The organism is Bacteroides sp. 11BF (genome assembly GCF_019633765.1).
GTDB lineage: Bacteria > Bacteroidota > Bacteroidia > Bacteroidales > Bacteroidaceae > Bacteroides > Bacteroides hominis.
Map to the genome: position 1 here is coordinate 154,058 of NZ_JAFKPJ010000001.1, position 18,010 is coordinate 172,067.

General features: G+C 41.5%; 18 protein-coding genes and 1 tRNA gene. 11 read left to right on the plus strand and 8 right to left on the minus strand.

The annotated features are described in order from the left end of the window. Positions 1 to 3: 3 nt before the first annotated feature. From JZY04_RS00650 to JZY04_RS00675, 6 genes are read left to right on the plus strand one after another with little or no spacing between them, the layout of a single operon-like run. The gene (locus JZY04_RS00650; RefSeq protein WP_220575437.1) at positions 4 to 1,041 is read left to right on the plus strand and encodes an EpsG family protein; all 1,038 of its coding nucleotides are present in this window, start codon (positions 4 to 6) and stop codon (positions 1,039 to 1,041) included. Between the two features lie 10 nt (positions 1,042 to 1,051). Further along, positions 1,052 to 2,308, plus strand: a complete 1,257-nt coding sequence (locus JZY04_RS00655) for a nucleotide sugar dehydrogenase (RefSeq protein WP_032543284.1) — start codon at positions 1,052 to 1,054, stop codon at positions 2,306 to 2,308. Then, positions 2,295 to 3,287 carry a glycosyltransferase family 2 protein gene (locus tag JZY04_RS00660; RefSeq protein WP_241159078.1) on the plus strand — a complete coding sequence of 331 codons (993 nt, stop codon included), beginning with the start codon at positions 2,295 to 2,297 and terminating at the stop codon, positions 3,285 to 3,287. Before JZY04_RS00655 ends, JZY04_RS00660 begins: the two co-directional genes overlap by 14 nt. Before the next feature lie 8 nt (positions 3,288 to 3,295). Further along, positions 3,296 to 4,102: a glycosyltransferase gene (locus tag JZY04_RS00665; protein ID WP_032539823.1), complete on the plus strand. Its 807-nt coding sequence runs from the start codon at positions 3,296 to 3,298 to the stop codon at positions 4,100 to 4,102. A gap of 29 nt (positions 4,103 to 4,131) precedes the next feature. Further along, positions 4,132 to 5,355: a DegT/DnrJ/EryC1/StrS aminotransferase family protein gene (locus JZY04_RS00670; protein WP_032530178.1), complete on the plus strand. Its 1,224-nt coding sequence runs from the start codon at positions 4,132 to 4,134 to the stop codon at positions 5,353 to 5,355. A gap of 31 nt (positions 5,356 to 5,386) precedes the next feature. Next, on the plus strand, positions 5,387 to 5,974 hold the full coding sequence (locus JZY04_RS00675; protein WP_122143567.1) for a sugar transferase: 588 nt from the start codon (positions 5,387 to 5,389) through the stop codon (positions 5,972 to 5,974). Between the two features lie 159 nt (positions 5,975 to 6,133). Here the strand turns inward: JZY04_RS00675 and JZY04_RS00680 are convergent. After that, a tRNA-Thr gene (locus JZY04_RS00680) sits at positions 6,134 to 6,207 on the minus strand. 140 nt (positions 6,208 to 6,347) lie between these two features. On the opposite strand from JZY04_RS00680, the gene JZY04_RS00685 reads away from it, so the two are divergent. Continuing rightward, a complete protein-coding gene (locus tag JZY04_RS00685; protein ID WP_005776111.1) occupies positions 6,348 to 6,944 on the plus strand; it encodes a TlpA disulfide reductase family protein in 597 nt (198 codons plus the stop codon). Positions 6,945 to 7,004: 60 nt separating this feature from the next. Next, positions 7,005 to 8,870, plus strand: a complete 1,866-nt coding sequence (locus JZY04_RS00690; RefSeq protein WP_122143566.1) for an SLC13 family permease — start codon at positions 7,005 to 7,007, stop codon at positions 8,868 to 8,870. Positions 8,871 to 8,914: 44 nt separating this feature from the next. Here the strand turns inward: JZY04_RS00690 and JZY04_RS00695 are convergent, their stop codons facing one another. Further along, positions 8,915 to 9,649: a bifunctional 2-polyprenyl-6-hydroxyphenol methylase/3-demethylubiquinol 3-O-methyltransferase UbiG gene (locus JZY04_RS00695; RefSeq protein ID WP_032535974.1), complete on the minus strand. Its 735-nt coding sequence runs from the start codon at positions 9,647 to 9,649 to the stop codon at positions 8,915 to 8,917. A gap of 97 nt (positions 9,650 to 9,746) precedes the next feature. Between JZY04_RS00695 and JZY04_RS00700 the strand changes: the two genes are divergently transcribed. Further along, complete coding sequence (locus tag JZY04_RS00700; protein WP_032533011.1) at positions 9,747 to 9,935, plus strand: hypothetical protein; 189 nt, start codon at positions 9,747 to 9,749, stop codon at positions 9,933 to 9,935. An 85-nt stretch (positions 9,936 to 10,020) separates the two neighbouring features. Here the strand turns inward: JZY04_RS00700 and JZY04_RS00705 are convergent, their stop codons facing one another. From JZY04_RS00705 to JZY04_RS00725, 5 genes are all read right to left on the minus strand, one after another. Next, a complete protein-coding gene (locus tag JZY04_RS00705) occupies positions 10,021 to 10,401 on the minus strand; it encodes a VOC family protein (RefSeq protein ID WP_005776116.1) in 381 nt (126 codons plus the stop codon). A gap of 143 nt (positions 10,402 to 10,544) precedes the next feature. Next, positions 10,545 to 11,624: a DUF4468 domain-containing protein gene (locus JZY04_RS00710; protein WP_005776117.1), complete on the minus strand. Its 1,080-nt coding sequence runs from the start codon at positions 11,622 to 11,624 to the stop codon at positions 10,545 to 10,547. A 19-nt stretch (positions 11,625 to 11,643) separates the two neighbouring features. Beyond that, entirely contained in the window at positions 11,644 to 12,369 is a 726-nt protein-coding gene (locus JZY04_RS00715; RefSeq protein WP_122143565.1) for an MBL fold metallo-hydrolase, read from the minus strand. 71 nt (positions 12,370 to 12,440) lie between these two features. Then, complete coding sequence (gene pdxH, locus JZY04_RS00720) at positions 12,441 to 13,148, minus strand: pyridoxamine 5'-phosphate oxidase (protein WP_122143564.1); 708 nt, start codon at positions 13,146 to 13,148, stop codon at positions 12,441 to 12,443. A 17-nt stretch (positions 13,149 to 13,165) separates the two neighbouring features. Beyond that, positions 13,166 to 13,870, minus strand: coding sequence for a pirin family protein (locus JZY04_RS00725; protein WP_122143563.1), 705 nt, complete (start codon positions 13,868 to 13,870; stop codon positions 13,166 to 13,168). 250 nt (positions 13,871 to 14,120) lie between these two features. Between JZY04_RS00725 and JZY04_RS00730 the strand changes: the two genes are divergently transcribed. Both JZY04_RS00730 and JZY04_RS00735 read left to right on the plus strand, forming a co-directional pair. After that, entirely contained in the window at positions 14,121 to 15,932 is a 1,812-nt protein-coding gene (locus tag JZY04_RS00730; RefSeq protein WP_122143562.1) for a helix-turn-helix domain-containing protein, read from the plus strand. 240 nt (positions 15,933 to 16,172) lie between these two features. Beyond that, the gene (locus JZY04_RS00735) at positions 16,173 to 16,715 is read left to right on the plus strand and encodes a protease inhibitor I42 family protein (RefSeq protein ID WP_032530181.1); all 543 of its coding nucleotides are present in this window, start codon (positions 16,173 to 16,175) and stop codon (positions 16,713 to 16,715) included. A gap of 168 nt (positions 16,716 to 16,883) precedes the next feature. Here the strand turns inward: JZY04_RS00735 and JZY04_RS00740 are convergent, their stop codons facing one another. Then, positions 16,884 to 17,894 (minus strand): 2-hydroxyacid dehydrogenase, encoded by a 1,011-nt coding sequence (locus JZY04_RS00740; protein WP_005776126.1) that lies wholly within the window; start codon positions 17,892 to 17,894, stop codon positions 16,884 to 16,886. Positions 17,895 to 18,010 lie beyond the last annotated feature (116 nt).

An 18,010-nucleotide genomic window follows, 5' to 3' on the forward strand; every position in this document is an offset into this window, starting at 1 on the left:
TCGATGTTTCCTTATTTTTTTATATATTTTTTCTTACTGGTCTTTTGCTCTTTAGGAAGTGTTACTAAAAATTGCTTTTTTCTAATTTGTGTATTTATTCTTTTTTCCATTTTCTCTGGGTTTAGGTATTATGTAGGAGTCGATTATATTAATTATGTGAAAATATATAATCTTGAAGAGGGGTATGGAAGTCGAGAATTAGGATTTAACTTGATTCTATATTTTTTGCGATATATCGGGGCTAGCTATCAATTCATGTTTTTTATAATGGCTGTTGTCATGCAAATACTGGTATATAATGTTATTAAACGATATAATTACAGTGTTTGGATTTCAGTTTTTATTTATTATTGTATTTCTCCGTTTTATATTGCAACCTTTAATGGGATGAGGCAATACTTAGCAATCGCTGTTTTTATTGTTGCATTAAAGTATATTGAACAAAAAAATATATTTAAGTATATCGTTTCTCTTTTGTTGGGAGGATTCTTCTTTCATGAATCGATTTTAGTTTTTATTCCTTTATATTATATATTAAATAAGACTATATCTATAAAAGGCAAATTACTTGCGTTTTTGTTGACTATTGCGGGTAGCTTGGCTATAGATAAACTTATTTCCTATACTCCATATATTGTGTATTTGACAAGAGATCGAGAAACTCATATAAGCTCATTCACTTATATTTTTGCGGGCATTTCAATCTTATTTATCATCTTTTGGAATAAGCTTAATTCTTTTAAAAGTAAGCTTATAATGGAGAATATGAATCTTTTTTGTTTTTTGTCATTATTAGTAGTGTTACTTCAATCTAATGGAGTGCTTATTCAAATGACTCTCCGAATGAATAGTTATTTCTTCTTTGTGTATATCATATTGGTTCCAGCCGTTATATCATCTATAAAGAATGTCCATATGCGTATTGGTATGTATTTCAGCCTTCATTTAGTGCTGTTATTATACCTTGTCCGTACCATTTGTTTTAATGGACATTTGTATGATTTGGTTCCTTATTCTATGAATTTCAACTTATTTAAATAAATATCATATTATGAAGATTGCTGTTATTGGCCTTGGATATGTAGGTCTGCCTTTGGCTCGCTTATTTTCAACAAAATATCAAACAATAGGTTTTGATATGAATCAGAAACGAGTAGAATCTTTAATGGGGGGGCATGATACTACTTTAGAAGTTGCTGATGTTTTGTTACAATCAGCTTTAGATAGTGGTTTTAAATGCACTTCTAACTTGGAAGATATACGTGATTGTAATTTTTATGTAATAGCTGTACCAACACCGGTCGATAGAAATAATCGCCCTGATTTAACACCGTTGATATCAGCTAGTGAAACTGTGGGAAAAGTAATTTCAAAGGGCGACATAGTTGTTTATGAATCGACTGTGTATCCGGGGGTTACTGAAGAAGAATGTTTACCTGTTGTAGAACGTGTATCTGGATTAAAATTTAATCTCGATTTTTTTGCTGGCTATTCACCAGAAAGAATAAATCCAGGTGACAAAGAACATACTGTTGAAAAAATAAAGAAGGTGACATCCGGATCTACTCCAGAAATTGCTGACATAGTAGATAAAGTATATAATTCTGTTTTGATAAATGGAACACACAAAGCTCCTTCTATCAGAGTTGCTGAAGCATCTAAAATCATAGAGAACTCTCAACGTGATGTTAATATTGCATTTATGAATGAATTAGCGAAAATATTTAATGCAATGGATATTGATACCAATGATGTGATTGAGGCTGCTTCGTCAAAATGGAATTTTATAAAATTGAGACCAGGATTAGTTGGTGGACATTGTATTAGCGTTGATCCATATTATTTGATACAAAAAGCGCAAGTGTATGGGGTTTTACCAAGAATAATGTCTTCAGCCCGGCGATTAAATGATGGTATGGGCGATTATGTTGCTAATCAAGTAATCAAGTTGATGAATAAAAAGGGAGTATTGGTGAAAGATTCTAATATATTACTACTTGGTATTACTTTCAAAGAGAATTGCCCTGATATACGCAACACAAAAGTTGTTGATATATATTCAACTTTGTTAGAGTATACTAAGAATATTTCCGTTTATGATCCTTGGGCAAATGCAGAAAAAGTGTATGAAGAGTATGGTATTCGTATGATTGATAATGTTAATGAAAAAAAATACGATGCTATAATATTGGCGGTTGGACATAATGAGTTTAAAACAATTGATATAAAAGCACTTGGCAATGATATTTCTGTTGTTTTTGATGTCAAATGCTTCTTAGACAGAGCAATTGTTGATGGACGGCTGTAAGATTAATATGATTTCTGGATTAGTTAGTGTCATTATTCCAACTTATAAACGTCCCAATATGTTGGGACGAGCTATAGACAGTGTACTCGGTCAAAGCTATACTAATATAGAGGTGGTGGTTGTAGATGACAATTCTGATGGTGATAAATATCGATTGGAAACAATCCAATATATGGAAAGGTATGCTAACGATTATAGAGTTAAATATATAAAACATAAAACAAATCAGAATGGCTCTGCCGCTCGTAATACAGGTATTCAAAACTCTGTAGGAGAGTATATTGCTTTTCTTGATGATGATGATTATTTCTTAAAAGATCGAATAAAGGAAGCCATACATTTTCTACAAAATTCAAGTGCAGATTGTGGTGGTACTTGTTGTAATTACGTAAAGAAATATAAAAATAAGATATATAAAGTAAGTCGAAACGTGGGCTGCTTTAATTCATGTTATGAGTTGTTGTCAGCACAAATTGATTATGCTGCTGGTTCTACTTTAATAATTAAAAGGGAGGTATTAAATAAGGTGGGGTTGTTTGATATTTCTTTTAAGCGGCATCAGGATTGGGAGTTTTTGATTCGTCTATTTAGATTCTATCAAATAGAAATTCTTCCTTATGTAGATGTAGTGATTTGTGCTGATGGAATAAGAAATACACCTCGTACTGATGTTTTGTTGGAGGTGAAGAGGAAGTTGTTACAAACGTTTGCCACTGATATCGAAATATTGGGGACTCAAGAGCAGGCTGATATTTATCAGGCACAATGGAAAGAAATTATATATAATTATTTAAAAGAGAAAAAATATAGTACAGCTATCGCTTTTGCTCAAAAGAATATTTCAAAGACTTCCTTTAGGAAGAGGGATATACTTAATGCTATATTGTCTTGTATCGTTGGTATCATTCCATCTTTTATGATTGTAGTGTATTCAATTTATGATCTTAAGTTTAACAGATTTAAAAAAGATATTATATAATTATATTCATGTTATATGTTATCATGTCTTTGTATGCGAAAGACACTTTATTGAAAGTTCAAGAAGCGATAGAAAGTTTGCTTAATCAGACATATACTTCTTTTTATTTATATATTATTTGTGATGGTCCTATAGAAAATGGTGTAGCTTCCTATGTAACTAATTTGTTAACAGAACAAATCTGTATAAATACGAGAGAAAAGAATCTGGGGTTGGCTTATTCATTAAATGAGTTGTTAGATGTTGTCTTGAAAAAGGAGGATTGTACCTATATTGCTCGTATGGATGCTGATGATATTTCCATGCCGGAACGTTTTGCAAAGCAGATCGCATTTATGGACTCACATTCAGATGTTGATTGTCTTGGTACTTGGGCAATAGAAATTGATAATGAGGGAAAAGAATACTTCCGAAAAAAAATGCCGACAACCCATGAGGAATGTTTGGAACTATTTAAAAAGCGGGATTGTATGATTCATCCTACTGTGATGTTTCGGCGTTCATATTTTGAGAAAGCTGGTTTATATCCGGAAGACACTTACTTTGGAGAAGATACTATGATGTGGGCTAAGGGTTTTAAAAGTGGATGTAAATTTGCCAATGTACCCGAATACTTATTCAAATTTAGATTAGATTTAAACTTTTTCGAAAGAAGGCGGGGGTGGAAACATGCCAAATCTATTTATACCTTACGTCGTCGCGTCAATAGAATGTTGGGGTTTGGATGGAAAGAAGACTGTTATGCTTTGCTGTATGCTATGGCTAAATTAATGCCTAAATCAGTTCTTGATATAATCTACAAAACAGTTCGTTAATTTTACTTTTCTTATAAAATATATAACTCATGAAAATACCATTTTCACCACCTTATATTGACGAGGCGGTCATCAACGAAGTCGTTGATTCGTTACGTTCCGGTTGGATCACATCCGGTCCGAAAGTGAAGGCTTTGGAGGAAGAAATAAAATCTTTCTCGGGAGCAAAGGAAGTACTTTGTGTCAATTCCTGGACATCAGGAGCTATTATGATGTTGCGTTGGCTGGGAGTGAAGGAGGGAGATGAAGTAATTGTTCCTGCTTATACTTATAGCGCAACGGCATTGGCCGTGCTTCATGCCGGGGCTAAACCGGTGATGGTGGATTCCGGAATGGATTTTAATATCTCGGTAGAGGCTGTTCGTAAAGCTATTACTGCTAAAACAAAGGCAATTATCCCGGTAGACATTGCCGGTTTTCCTTGCGATTATGAAAAGATCATGGCACTGGTACAGGAATCTGAAATGATAAAATTGTTCCGTGCGGAATCTCCCGTGCAAGAAAAATTAGGACGTATCTTGGTGATGAATGATGCTGCACATTCTTTGGGGGCACGTTACAGTAACCGGCAGCGTACCGGTTGCGAAACTGATGTGGCTATCTTTTCACTCCATGCCGTGAAGAACGTGACTACTGCCGAAGGCGGAGCCATTTGTTTGAACTTGCCCAAGCCGTTCGATAATGCAGAGCTGTATAAAGAACTCCGGATGATGAGCCTGAACTGCCAGACTAAGGATGCTTTTTCGAAATCGAAAGCCGGGGGATGGCGTTATGATATTGTCGGTTTCGGAATGAAAATCAATATGGCCGATGTGAATGCTGCCATCGGACTGGCGCAAATACGGGAATATCCGGAGTTACTGAAGGAGCGGAAGAGGGTGTTCAATACTTACAATGATGCTTTTTCGACTTGTGACTGGGCCATCGTTCCGCCTTCTGTAGATGGAGAAAAGGAAAGCTCTTATCATATTTATGCTTTGCGTGTGAAAGACTTTACAGAAGAGCAACGTGACCGGATGATTGACGAGATCGCTAAACGTGAAGTGGCTGTGAATGTACATTTTATACCGATGCCGATGTTGTCGTTCTTCAAATCGATGGGATATGATATGAATGATTATCCACAGGCTTATCAGAATTTTAAGGGTGAGATATCATTGCCGATATATCCTCAACTGGATAGTGAAAAATTGAATTTCATTATTGATACTGTAAAGGCGGCCTATACGACCGTAATCGCAGAAAACAGATAGTATATTTACAAACACTAAACAGATAAGCTTCTTGATTCGTTTTTTTGATATTGTTTTTTCCCTTTTGGGAATTCTTCTGCTTTCTCCCGTTTTTCTCTTTCTTTATATAGCCATCTGCCTTGAAAGTAAAGGAGGCGGTTTCTATAAACAACTTCGTGTGGGACAATACGGGCGGGACTTTTATGTCTATAAATTCCGTTCAATGCGTGTGGGGGCTGATAAGAAGGGATTGATAACGGTAGGGGGGAGAGATCCCAGAATAACCCGTACCGGGTATTTTATCCGGAAGTATAAATTAGATGAATTACCCCAGTTGTTCAATGTACTGAAAGGTGATATGAGTCTTGTGGGACCACGGCCTGAGGTTCGTAAGTATGTGGATTTGTATACTGATGACCAGAAAAAGGTATTGAGCGTACGTCCCGGAATTACGGATTATGCTTCTATTGAATATGTGGATGAAAATACGATTCTTGGAAAGGCTTCGGATCCCGACAAGGCATATATAAAACAGATTATGCCCGATAAAATACGGTATAATATGAAATATATATGTAATCGTTCGGTGAAGGAATATTTTAAAATTATATTTCTGACATTTTGGAGCATCATTCGTTAGATACGTTTTTAAAGAAAGTGGGGAAAATCCTTCTTTTTGTTTTTGTACCTTATTACGTGAGAAAGAAGAAGGAGTAGTAGCTCGGAGGTAAGTTCCGGAAAGAAATTAATTCAATAAAAGAGAAAGGATCAGCAATTGCTGATCCTTTCTCTTTTATTGAGCCTCTTGTCGGATTCGAACCAACGACCCCGAGATTACAAATCACGTGCTCTGGCCAACTGAGCTAAAGAGGCGTCATTTCTGTTTTGCGGGTGCAAAGGTAGGAAAAACTTTTAAACTTGCAAATACTTTGGCAAAAAATGCTTCATAAAAATAGTGTTTGATAAATCGGATTCTTTGTTTACTTTTGCAAATCAATTAATTATAGAAAAGTATGAAGAAGAACTTTTTTTATGTATGTGGTCTGTCATTGCTTCTTTGGGGTATGGCAGCATGTTCCGGACAGGGAAAAGCGGATAAAGCAACCGTTGTTGCGGATAGTGTAGTGGTGAAAACGGATAGTGTTGCGGCAGACAGCACAGGATATATTGTGAGAGTAGGAGAGATGGCCCCCGATTTTACTATTACTCTGACAGATGGAAAGCAGATAGAGCTTTCTGCACTTCGTGGCAAAGTGGTGATGTTGCAATTCACGGCCAGTTGGTGCGGAGTATGTCGTAAAGAGATGCCTTTTATAGAGAAAGATATCTGGCTGAAACATCAAAGCAATCCGGAGTTTGCCTTGATCGGTATTGATCGTGACGAACCTCTTGACAAAGTGATTGCATTTGGTAAGTCAGTAGGGGTGACTTATCCGTTGGGATTGGATCCGGGAGCGGATATATTTGCAAAATATGCATTGCGTGAATCGGGTATCACCCGCAATGTACTGATAGACCGGGAAGGTAAGATTGTGAAGCTGACTCGTTTGTATAACGAGGAGGAATTTACTTCACTGGTAAATCAAATTGATGAAATGCTGAAGAAATAAGTTGAACAAGCAGGGGTGATTTTTTGTTTTTAGCATGGAATCACCCCATCTTTTTATTTTATGGCTATAACGATTATTATTCTCGTACTGTCGGCTGCCTTTTTCATGAGTGGAAAGGTACGGTCTGACTTAGTGGCATTGTGTGCGCTGGTATTATTAATACTTTTCGATATCCTTACTCCGGAGGAAGCGCTTTCGGGCTTTTCCAATTCTGTTGTTATCATGATGATCGGTCTGTTTGTGGTGGGCGGAGCTATTTTCCAAACGGGGCTGGCAAAGATGATCAGTAGCCGTATCCTGAAGTTTGCGGGAACAAGCGAGTTGAAACTCTTTGTACTGATCATATTGGTGACAGCGGCTATCGGCGCTTTTGTCAGCAATACGGGAACGGTGGCGTTGATGCTGCCTATTGTGGTCAGCATGGCCATGAGTGCCAATATCAATGTAAGCCGTCTGCTGATGCCTCTTGCTTTTGCCAGCAGTATGGGTGGTATGATGACGTTGATTGGTACTCCGCCTAACCTTGTGATACAGAATGCTTTGATTGAAGCCGGATATGAACGGCTCTCTTTCTTTACCTTCACTCCCGTGGGACTGGTATGTGTTACTGTCGGTCTGATTGTGCTGATCCCGCTGAGCAAGATATTCCTGACGAAGAAAACAGATAAAGAAACGCGGGGAAAGCATAAGAATAAGTCGCTTCAGGAATTGGCGGGGGAATATCAGTTATCGCAGAACCTGTATAGGGTGGAGGTCGAAGAATCTTCAGGAATTGTCGGTAAAACAATACAGGAGTTAGGGATTCCGCAGAGGTATCATGTGACAATTCTGGAAGTGCGTCGCCGATCGGTTTCATCCCGACACTTTTTTAAGACAAAAAAGCAGGAGATGGCAGAAGCGGGAACCCTGATTGAAGCAGAAGATATTCTTTATGTATTAGGGGAGTTTGAGAACGTGAAACGTTTTGTCGGTGAGAATCGTCTGGCTTTATTGGATACACATAAGACGGAAGGTAATTTGCATAATACGGATGAAGGTTTCGATTTTCAGGAGATAGGCATTGCCGAAATCTTGTTGCTGCCTACTGCCAATTTGATAAACAAACCGGTAAAAGCTTCCGGATTCAGGGAGAATTACAGCATTAATATATTGGGAATTCAGCGCAAGCGTGACTACTTGTTGAAAAACCTGAAGGATGAAAAAATGCATTCGGGAGATGTCTTGCTGGTACAGGGAAGTTGGGCAAACATTGCCAGGCTTGGTGAAGACCAGTCGCAATGGGTCGTTCTGGGGCAACCATTGGCTGAAGCAGCTAAAGTGACCTTGAACCATAAAGCACCGGTAGCGGCACTGATCATGTTGGGGATGATTATAACCATGATGTTCGACTTTATTCCGGTGGCCCCTGTGACGGCAGTAATTGTCGCAGCTCTGCTGATGGTGCTGACCGGATGTTTCCGCAATGTGGAAGAAGCTTATAAAACAATCAACTGGGAGAGTATTGTATTGATAGCGGGAATGTTGCCCATGTCATTGGCATTGGAGAAAACCGGGGCTTCGGAAGTGGTGTCGCAATCATTGGTGAACGGTCTGGGTACTTACGGGCCTTTTGCTTTGTTGGCAGGCATCTATTTCACTACTTCGCTGATGACGATGTTTATCAGCAATACGGCTACTGCGGTGCTGCTTGCTCCTATTGCGCTTCACTCTGCCGTACAGTTGGGACTGAGTCCCTATCCGTTTCTGTTTGCCGTGACGGTGGCGGCGAGTATGTGTTTTGCCTCACCTTTCTCCACGCCGCCTAATGCACTGGTGATGCCGGCAGGACGCTATACATTTATGGATTATGTAAAAGTTGGCCTTCCGTTGCAGATCATTATGGGCGTGGTGATGGTGTTCGTGTTGCCGTTATTGTTTCCGTTTTAGTCTTTTAGGAGGACCGGTTATCGGGAGTTTTCATGCCTGCCCGGTCACGGGACAACAGTCAGTTTGGCCAGGTAGTCATAGTGTTTGCCCTCTTTTATCATTTCGGCCTTGAAGCCATTGTCGGCAGCATAGGCACTGAGGGTCTGGAAGTCGATATACAGCCAGTCGAAAGAATCACCTTGAATGTCTTTGTACTGCATGCGGAAGTCGATTTCTCCATAATAATCTCCGGCCAGGTCGATCAGGAAACTTCCGTCTTCATCTTCGAACAGATAGCGGAGGTCACTTGAATCCATCAGGATGCAACCATTCGGGCGGAGTATTTGTTTCATCTTACGGAAGAAGACAGGCATATTCTCCAAGCGTCCGATGATACCGGAACCGTTCATCAACATCAGTATGGTATCAAAAGTATCGGCAAAGTGTTCGTCGAACAGATTAATCTGGCGGGCATCTTTTACTCCCCGTTGTTTCATTACTTCGACGGCCAGAGGAGAGATGTCGATGGCAGAAACTTCTTTGCCGGCTTTCTGAAGAGCAAGGGCGTGGCAGCCACTTCCGGCGCCTACGTCGAGTATTCTTCCGGTAGCCATCTGAAGAGCTGTGCGTTCGAGCAGGGGCATCTGTCCGGCTTCGCGGAAAAGTTGTTTGACGGGTATTTCGTCTTCATCGAACTGAGAAGAAAATACACGCAGTCTGTCTGCCTTGTGATTGTGATAATAATCGGCTATGGCGGCACCCATCGGGTCTTTTTCTGCCGGGAGCAGGAATGTATCCATTGATTGGTTTTTAGTTGTTACAGCGGGCAAAGATAGGGAATTCACAGAAAAAGAGTATCTTTGTCCACGGAAAATATAGAATAAGAAAGGAAAGATTATGAGTTTAGAAGATGCAATTATGGGTGGGATTGTCTTTAAAGGAAAGAAAGAAGGCCTGAAAAAAGATGAAAATAAAGTGAAAACAAAAGCGAAAAAAACAACTTATATAAAGGGAACCCATGGTTCCGGAGCAGCCAAGATGAAAGCTGAAATTCGGAGAAAGAGGGCGAATAGACACAAACGGTAAATAACGATGAACGATAAACTGTTTGCAATATTAATGTGCAGCCTGTTTATCGTTCATTGTTTAGAAACATGCGTCGTTTATCGTTTTAGAACCGCTCCGGCAATATTTCGATCCAGTAATCATCCGGATCGTTGATAAAATACAGTCCCATGGCAGTATTCTCAAAGCATACGCAGTTCATTTCTTTGTGATATTGGCGTATGGCATCATAATCTCCCGTTACACGGAAGCAGAGATGGCTTTCGTTCTCTCCCAATTCATATGCTTCGGTATGGTCTCTCAGCCAAGTGAGTTCCAATAAGAATCCGGTGGTGCTATCTGTGAGATATACCAGGATAAAGGAACCGTCGGCGGCTTCTTTCCGGTGGTGTTCTTTCAGTCCCAGTGCTTTTTCGTAGAAAGCAATGCTGCGTTCCAAATCAGTCACATTGATGTTGAAGTGGTCAAATCTACTTTTTATTTCCATTGTTGCTAAGTTTATTTTGTTTTAGGTTAAAATAGAACTTATAAAGTTGCACCACAGATTATACTGATTAGGGCAGATTGTCTATATTAATAATCTAATTAAAATTCAATCTGTGTTTATCCGTGTAATCTGTGGTGGCTGATTTATTTCATAAATGCTTTTGTTATTTTACCTGCATAAGTTCTGGGCTGTCCTTCCATTGGTGTCGGGGCAGGAAGCTTCTGACATTCCAGTATGACAGACGGCTCGCTTTGTCCTGTAGGATAGAAACGTATGCTATATGTCTCTGCTTTCTCCAATTGCTCGTAAGGCTGGTCGGGCGAGAGGATGCTGAATACAACAGGGCTTCCGGAAATTTTTCCTATGGATCCTCCGGCGTTAGCTGTCATCATGGTCATGTTGAAAGGATCGGAGCCGATAGCGATCACCAGTCGGCCTGCACCCATCTGGATGGCGTTGGCAGGAACTTGATCGGGAGCTACCTCTTTATAGCCAGGCATTGTGCTTGGAGGGGTAACAGGGATTGCGGGGGTAACCGTAGCTGCTTTTTCTACCTTTTCAGTTTCTTTTTCACCACCGATTACCACAACTTTCGGAGCGGTCACTACTGCCGGCTTTTTCGGAGCGGCTTCTGCTGCTGCGGCTTCCTGAGGTTTTTGGCTCAGTGCTTTTGCTGCCTCTTCAAAAAGGTTATCGGCAAAGTCTACCGTCTTCCTGCGCCATTTGGCAAGACCACGTACCAGTTTGGTTTTGGTTTTATTCAGAGCAAATTTATCGGTGATCCATTCTTCGGCTGTATATTTTTCTTTTTCACGATAAGTGTAGCGGATTTTTTCTATTTCCATTGTGCACTTCTGCGGCTGGCAGTTGACGGTGATTTGATAGGTCAGCCAAGTACGGTCCAAAGAAAGAGCGGTAGAGCTGAATACCAGCCATTCTTCGCCGGTTGCGGCAATGACACCTTGGTCTTTATATACCACGCGGCTATTGTTTTTGTTCTGGGCCATGCGTCCGTCAAGCCACTTGAGCATCCGTTCATAGATTTCGTCTTGTGACATACCGGGAATGCTGAATTCGCGGCTGAAAACTACCCGTCCGTCAACTTCGGGCACAGCGCCCGCAAGGTATCTGCTGTCATCATCATCTTTGTCATTGTCTGCCCAAAGGGTTGCAGGCAGGCAAATCATAAATAACACGAGAAAAAATTGTGTCAGTTTGTTCATAATCGTATGTTTTATTTAGTTATATCTCAAAGCTTTCGCCCCGGTGAGTGATGGTAATAAAACGGCATCCACCGGCTTCGGCTATAGACCGGAAAGCATTACCTCCTTCACAGTCTTCGCTGAAGTGCATGGGTACAAATATAGTAGTTTTTATTCGTTCGATGAATTGTTGGGCGCCTTTCATATAATCTTTTCCCATTCGGCGGTCGACGGGGAACATTACCAGATCGACGGCCGGAGCAGATTCCCGGAGAAATTTCACTTCTGCCAGAAAGTCGCCTTCGGCTTTGCGTATCTCTTGTTCGGTAGACTCTTCGCTCCAATGCCAATTGTTGAGGTCACCGGCATGGAAGATGTTTTTCCCTTGCAGATGAATCAGGAAGGAGATGCCTACGTCCGTAGAACCGAAAGCCTGAATGCGCAGTGTATCATCTTCGTACTCCTCACCTTTATTAATATAGATCGCATCTTCACTTTGTGCCCGATGATGCTTCAGGATATCTTTTGAGAAGATATAGATGATGTCGGGACGTTGCTCTTTCCAGGTTAGTATTTCCCGGTTAAAATGGTCGGGATGAAAATGTGAGGCAAGTACATACAGCTTGCCGGGTCGTTGGAGCAGACGGTCGTGTACGATACCTTTATTTCGTTCCGTTTCCGAAGAGTCCTTGTAATAATCAATGATAAGGGTTACACCTTCTGCTTCGATGGCAAACCCGCTGTGGTATATATAATCCAGAATCATAAGCGGATGTATTTTATGAATGCAATATTACGTATTATTTGTTGGTTGCGCAAGCACAATAACCGGAAATATCAAGGGGCAAGCCTCTCTTTCTGCCAGCTTCCGTCCGCTTGGAGGGTGTAGAGAAAGCGGTCGTGCAGTCGGTTGGCTCTACCCTGCCAGAACTCGATTCGTTCAGGGGTGACGGCATAGCCTCCCCAGTGTACCGGACGTTCCACTTCTCTGCCTACCCATCGGGCAGCTTCTGCAACGAAACTGCGAATCAATTGCATCCGGCTCTTCAACGGACGGCTTTGAGGAGAGATGCGTGCTCCGATGCGACTTTTGTAGGGGCGTTGGTGGAAGTAGGCATCGGATTCACCGGCAGGGACTTTTGAGGAAATACCTTCAATGTGTACCTGTCTTTCCAGCGCGTGCCAGACGAAAGAGAGGGAAATATACGGATTCTTTGCCAGATGACTGCCTTTACGGCTTTCATAATTGGTATAAAAGATAAATTTTCCGTCATGTAAATCTTTCAGCAATACGGTACGGGTCGATGGTCGCCCTTCGGGGGATACGGTCCCTACCAGCATGGCTGTAGGTTCTTCTACTTGTGCATCGATAGCTTCGTGCAGCCATCGGTTGAAAAGAGAAAGCGGGTTGTCGGGAAGATCTCCTTCCTTCAGCCCGCCTTTGGTGTACTCCTGCCGGATGGCAGCGAGGTTGATAGTCTCACTCCCGGCCCCTCTTCCGTGAAGAGGGGAATCAGGATGTGTGGACGTATGATCGGTTGACATAAGCAATTACTTTAAATTTACATCGGTACTTCTATCAGTAATATCTTGGAGTCTTTCAGGGTTTCTATCTCAAAGCTTTTGGTTTCAGAGATTCCCAATCCGTCGCGGCGGGTCAGGATGATATCGTCTATTTTTATTTCTCCTTCGATGAGGAAAACGTAGACTCCCGTATCCGTTCCATGTGTCTTGTATTCAAGCGTTTTTCCGGCTTCTGCTTCACCCATCGAGAACCAGGTGTCCTGTAGCAGTTTGGCTGGTGTACTGCCATCCGGTGACAGAATCAGGGCCAGTTCGTTTTTCTTCAGCAACCCCCGGATGTCGTAATCCTGATAGAGTGGGTGGGTGTTTCGCTCTTTGGGCATGATCCATATTTGTAGAAACTCCACAGGTTCCGACTTGCTGCCGTTCATTTCACTATGATAGATGCCTGTTCCGGCACTCATCACCTGAATATCGCCAACAGTGATGGTACGGCTGTTCTTCTTACTGTCTCCGTGTGCCAGAAATCCCTTCAGGGGGATGGAGATGATTTCCATATTTTTATGTGGGTGGGTCTGAAAACCTTCTCCCGGTGCGACACGATCGTCATTCAGCACCCGTAAAGCGCCGAAGTGGATGCGTTCGGGATTATAATATTCATCAAAGCTGAAACTGTGGTGGCTGTCAAGCCAGTCATATAAAGATCGTCCGCGGGTATCCGAGCGGTGAACTACCTTTTTCATAATGTATCCTTTCTTTTAAAATGTATTCTATAAGCCAAACAATTGGGAAGTATAAATGGTTTGAAGCGTTCACTTTTTTATTAGGAACAAGGGGAAGGAGGCGGTTCCAGAAGTGAAACAATCAGGCTCCTGAAATCCGGCAAACAGAAGAGATTTGAATGCGTTCGGTAAATATGAGCCGGAGAAAATTTTGTTGAAAATATTATTATCTTATTTTTGTGCTTCTAAAATCTGCCAATAGTAAGAAGATATGAGAAAGTTATTGTATGTTATTCTGTTAGTACTGTTTCATTGTTTTATATCTCCGGTGTCTGTTTGCGCCGGAACGTTTTCTTTACCGGACAGTTTGATTACAGATGACAACGTATATAAGTATACATTCTCCGACTTTGAAAAAGCGCAGCAGATCATGGAGCAGCTGAGGAAACAGAAGTCGCTTCCTCCGTTCCGCTTGGATGTGGTGGAAGGCGATTTGTATTTCAATGTAGGGCAATACTACTGGGCGTTGAAATTCTATAAGCGTGCTTTGGAAAGTGACTCGGTGCTCAATAGTGATAAAAACTATATGGAACAGGTGCACCGTATGATTTCGTGTTACGACTGTTTGCACAATGAGAATAAAAAGGCACAGTATGTGGACTTGCTTTTGAAGAGGGCTGAGCTGTGTGATGATAAAGCGATGCAGTCCGTTGCTCTGTTTAATATGGGGAAGATGCTCTATTATCAGGGTAATAAGGATAAGGGATATGAATTTATGGAGCAGGCGGTAGCGATGATGGAAAAAACAGATTACCCATATAAGTACGATAACCTGCGCTATAATTATAATACTTTGCTGATATTCCAGGAGTCGGACAGGCGTAGTGAAGAGGCCCTGAAAACACTGGCTGCATTAGAAAGGATCGTGACGGAAGAGACCGGCAGTGAGATACCGATGGAGGGATTGAGTGGAAAGGAGAAAAAGGCGATGTACGCCCATTACGCTGTGGTTCTTTTCCGGTTGGGGCGGTCGGAAGAGGCTGACCGCTATTACCGGCTATTTTTGTCAGTAAGTAAGGAATACGATCGCGATGACTACCTGATTATGCCTTATCTGTTCGATCGGAAGATGTATGATCAGGTGATCCGTATGAATTCCGCTCGTGAAAAGGTATATGTCATGCGGAAAGATACGGTAAATTATTATATGGTCACCATTAAGAAGTCCCTCGGGCGTGCCTATCGGGATAAAGGTGATTACCGGACTGCTGCAAGATATTTTGAACAGCTGGCTGTGTTGCGTGATAGCATTAAGGCCAGAGAGCAGAAAAGTGCTGCATTGGAACTGGCAGCGGTTTATGAAACGAATGAAAAGGATATGTTTATTCAGCAGCAAGCCGCTGATATGCGGATGAGGAATGCCTTGCTGATATTTGTGGTCTGTATTGTTTTTCTGTTAGGGGTACTTTTATGGAGAACCATCCGACATAACCGTACCATACGCCGTAAGAATAAGGCAATGGTAGGAACCATCGAGGATTTGCTGGTTCACAAAGAAGAACTCTACCGGAAAAAAGAGGAGAACCATCTATTGAAAGAACAGTTACAGAAAGAGCGGGAAGTACGGACGTATATAGATGGAAATGCATTGCAGGCAGAAGAGCCCGGAAAGTCGGATGTTCCTGTCGATCCGGAACCCGAGACGGAAGATAACAATGCGGTACACGATAAAATGCTGTTCGACAAACTGGAGCGTGAAATCATTAACCGGCAGTTATATCTTCAGCCGGACTTTTCGAGAGAGGAGTTAATCAAGACAATCTACATTCCCAAGAATAAGTTTGCGCCGCTTTTTAAGCAATATGCCGGAATGAGTTTTTCAAAATACATTAATAATCTTCGTTTGGAGTATGCTGCCAAGATGCTGAAAGATTACCCCGATTATACAGTAGACACGATAGCCCAGGAGTGTGGAATGTCTACCCAATCTTTTTATCGTCTCTTTTCCGGTAAATTTGGGGTGACTCCTACCGATTTTCAGGTAGGAGTACAACGTGTTAGTAATAAGGAAATTACTGAGTGAAAGTGAAAAAATGAGAGACTAAGAGTGAAAAAATGAGAGAATAACCCACTTCAAGTATTTTGATCTGTAAATCTTTCCCTTTACCTTTGAACCACATCAACGAATCTGGTTTAGGTGATGTACTGTACCCAAAATCTGCCGGGAGTTTTCTCCCGGCAGATTATTCTCAGCAAGGCCGGTCACTGCATCAGGCTATTAGAAAATTTCACAGAGTTAATCTTTTAAAAAACACGTATTGTTATGATTAGGAAAGCATTCAAAGTAGGTGATACAATCACCATCAAACGTACCTCACATGCAGGTACTGGTTATCGTTACGCTTTAGTACGCCTGACTGGTGGAGTTGCCCTTGTGGAGGAATTGTCAGAAGATGCCGATACCTTGGGTGGAATGTCTGTACAGTCTTTTACCTTCCAGTTTTTGCAGCCGGGACAGGTAGAGATTCAGTTTGCCTATTATCGTGATGTCACGGGAGTTCTTTACGAAGACGTATTCCCTTATACAGTAGTTACTTCCGAGAAAGCGGATATAATAATAGGAGGCTGGGGAGAATTTGAACCATTGACGGATCAGGATAAAGAATTGTTTCAGACCTGCATGACTTTGAAAGGGGTGGATTATACTCCACTTCTGGTTGCCAAACAACTGGTAAGCGGCTATAACTACCGCTTCATCTGTATGACTAAAACAGTAACTCGCGAGCCCAAGTATGGTTTTGCTAAAGTAACTATTTATGCTCCTCTGAAGGGAGAGCCTTTGTTAGAGAGCATTGTGGAATACTGATGAAAAAAGGGTGAACCGAAGGCACATAAATAGAGAATGCTAAATAGTAATCCCGGATATTATGTATTTCATCCGGGTTCCCCCCCTTGGATTAAGCCTGCCGTTTCTTGAGAAAGAAGTGGCAGGCATTATTGTTTGTTACACATCACTTTTTCGTGTTGCTCTTTTCTAAGCATTGCCCAGTTTCACTTCATTCACTAAAGGTTTCCGGTTCTTGAAGTCCCGTATGTTCTCCAAAGTCGTTGCTGCAATATTAGCCAGAGCCTCGCGGGTAAAGAATGCTTGATGAGAAGTTACGATCACGTTATTGAATGACAGCAAACGTGCCAGCACATCGTCGTCGATGATACGGTCCGATTTATCTTCGTAGAAGTATTCGCTTTCTTCTTCATAAACATCCAGTCCGGCCGAACCGATCTTTTTATTTTTTAATCCTTCGATCAGCGCATTGGTATGAATCAGCTGTCCCCGTCCGGTATTGATGATCATTACTCCGTCTTTCATTTTGCTGATCGAGTAGTCATTGATCAGATACTTTGTCTGTTCAGTGAGCGGGCAGTGCAATGATATGATATCCGAGCTGTGGTATAATTCATCGAGCGTCGTATATACTATCTGGTTCTCCCGTGCAAAGTTATAATCCGGATATAGGTCATAGGCCAATATGTTCATGCCGAATCCTTTGAGGATGTGTATCAGTATTTTTGCAATCTTTCCCGTACCGATGATACCTGCTGTTTTTCCGTGCATATCGAAACCTAACAGTCCATGCAGAGAGAAGTTCCCATCCCGTGTACGCCACGAAGCTCTCGGAATCTTCCGGTTGAGTGAAAGCATCAGGGCAACCGTATATTCGGCTACGGCATACGGTGAATAGGCCGGGACGCGGACAACGGTTACTCCGTTTTCGGCAGCGGCTTTTAAGTCTACATTATTATATCCGGCACAGCGAAGAGCGAGTAATTTTACCCCGTTGGCGGCCATTGTTTTTATTACTTCAGCATCAGCTGTGTCGTTCACGAAAATGCAGACAGCATCCACTCCCTGGGTCAGCAGCACGTTGTGCCGGTTCAAGTGACCTTTGAAAAATCGGAGTTCGAATCCGAATTCTTTGTTTTTTTCGTTGAAAGAAGCTTCATCGTAGGGTTTGGTACCAAAAAATGCGATTGTATATGCCATAGTTTTCTTATTTATATTCTATATGATATAAAAACGTTTAGCAATGGAGTAATGTTTGGCTTTCGGGGTGTCTTTTCTTGCGATGTTTTCCTATTTGTTTCAATCGAAACAGTTTG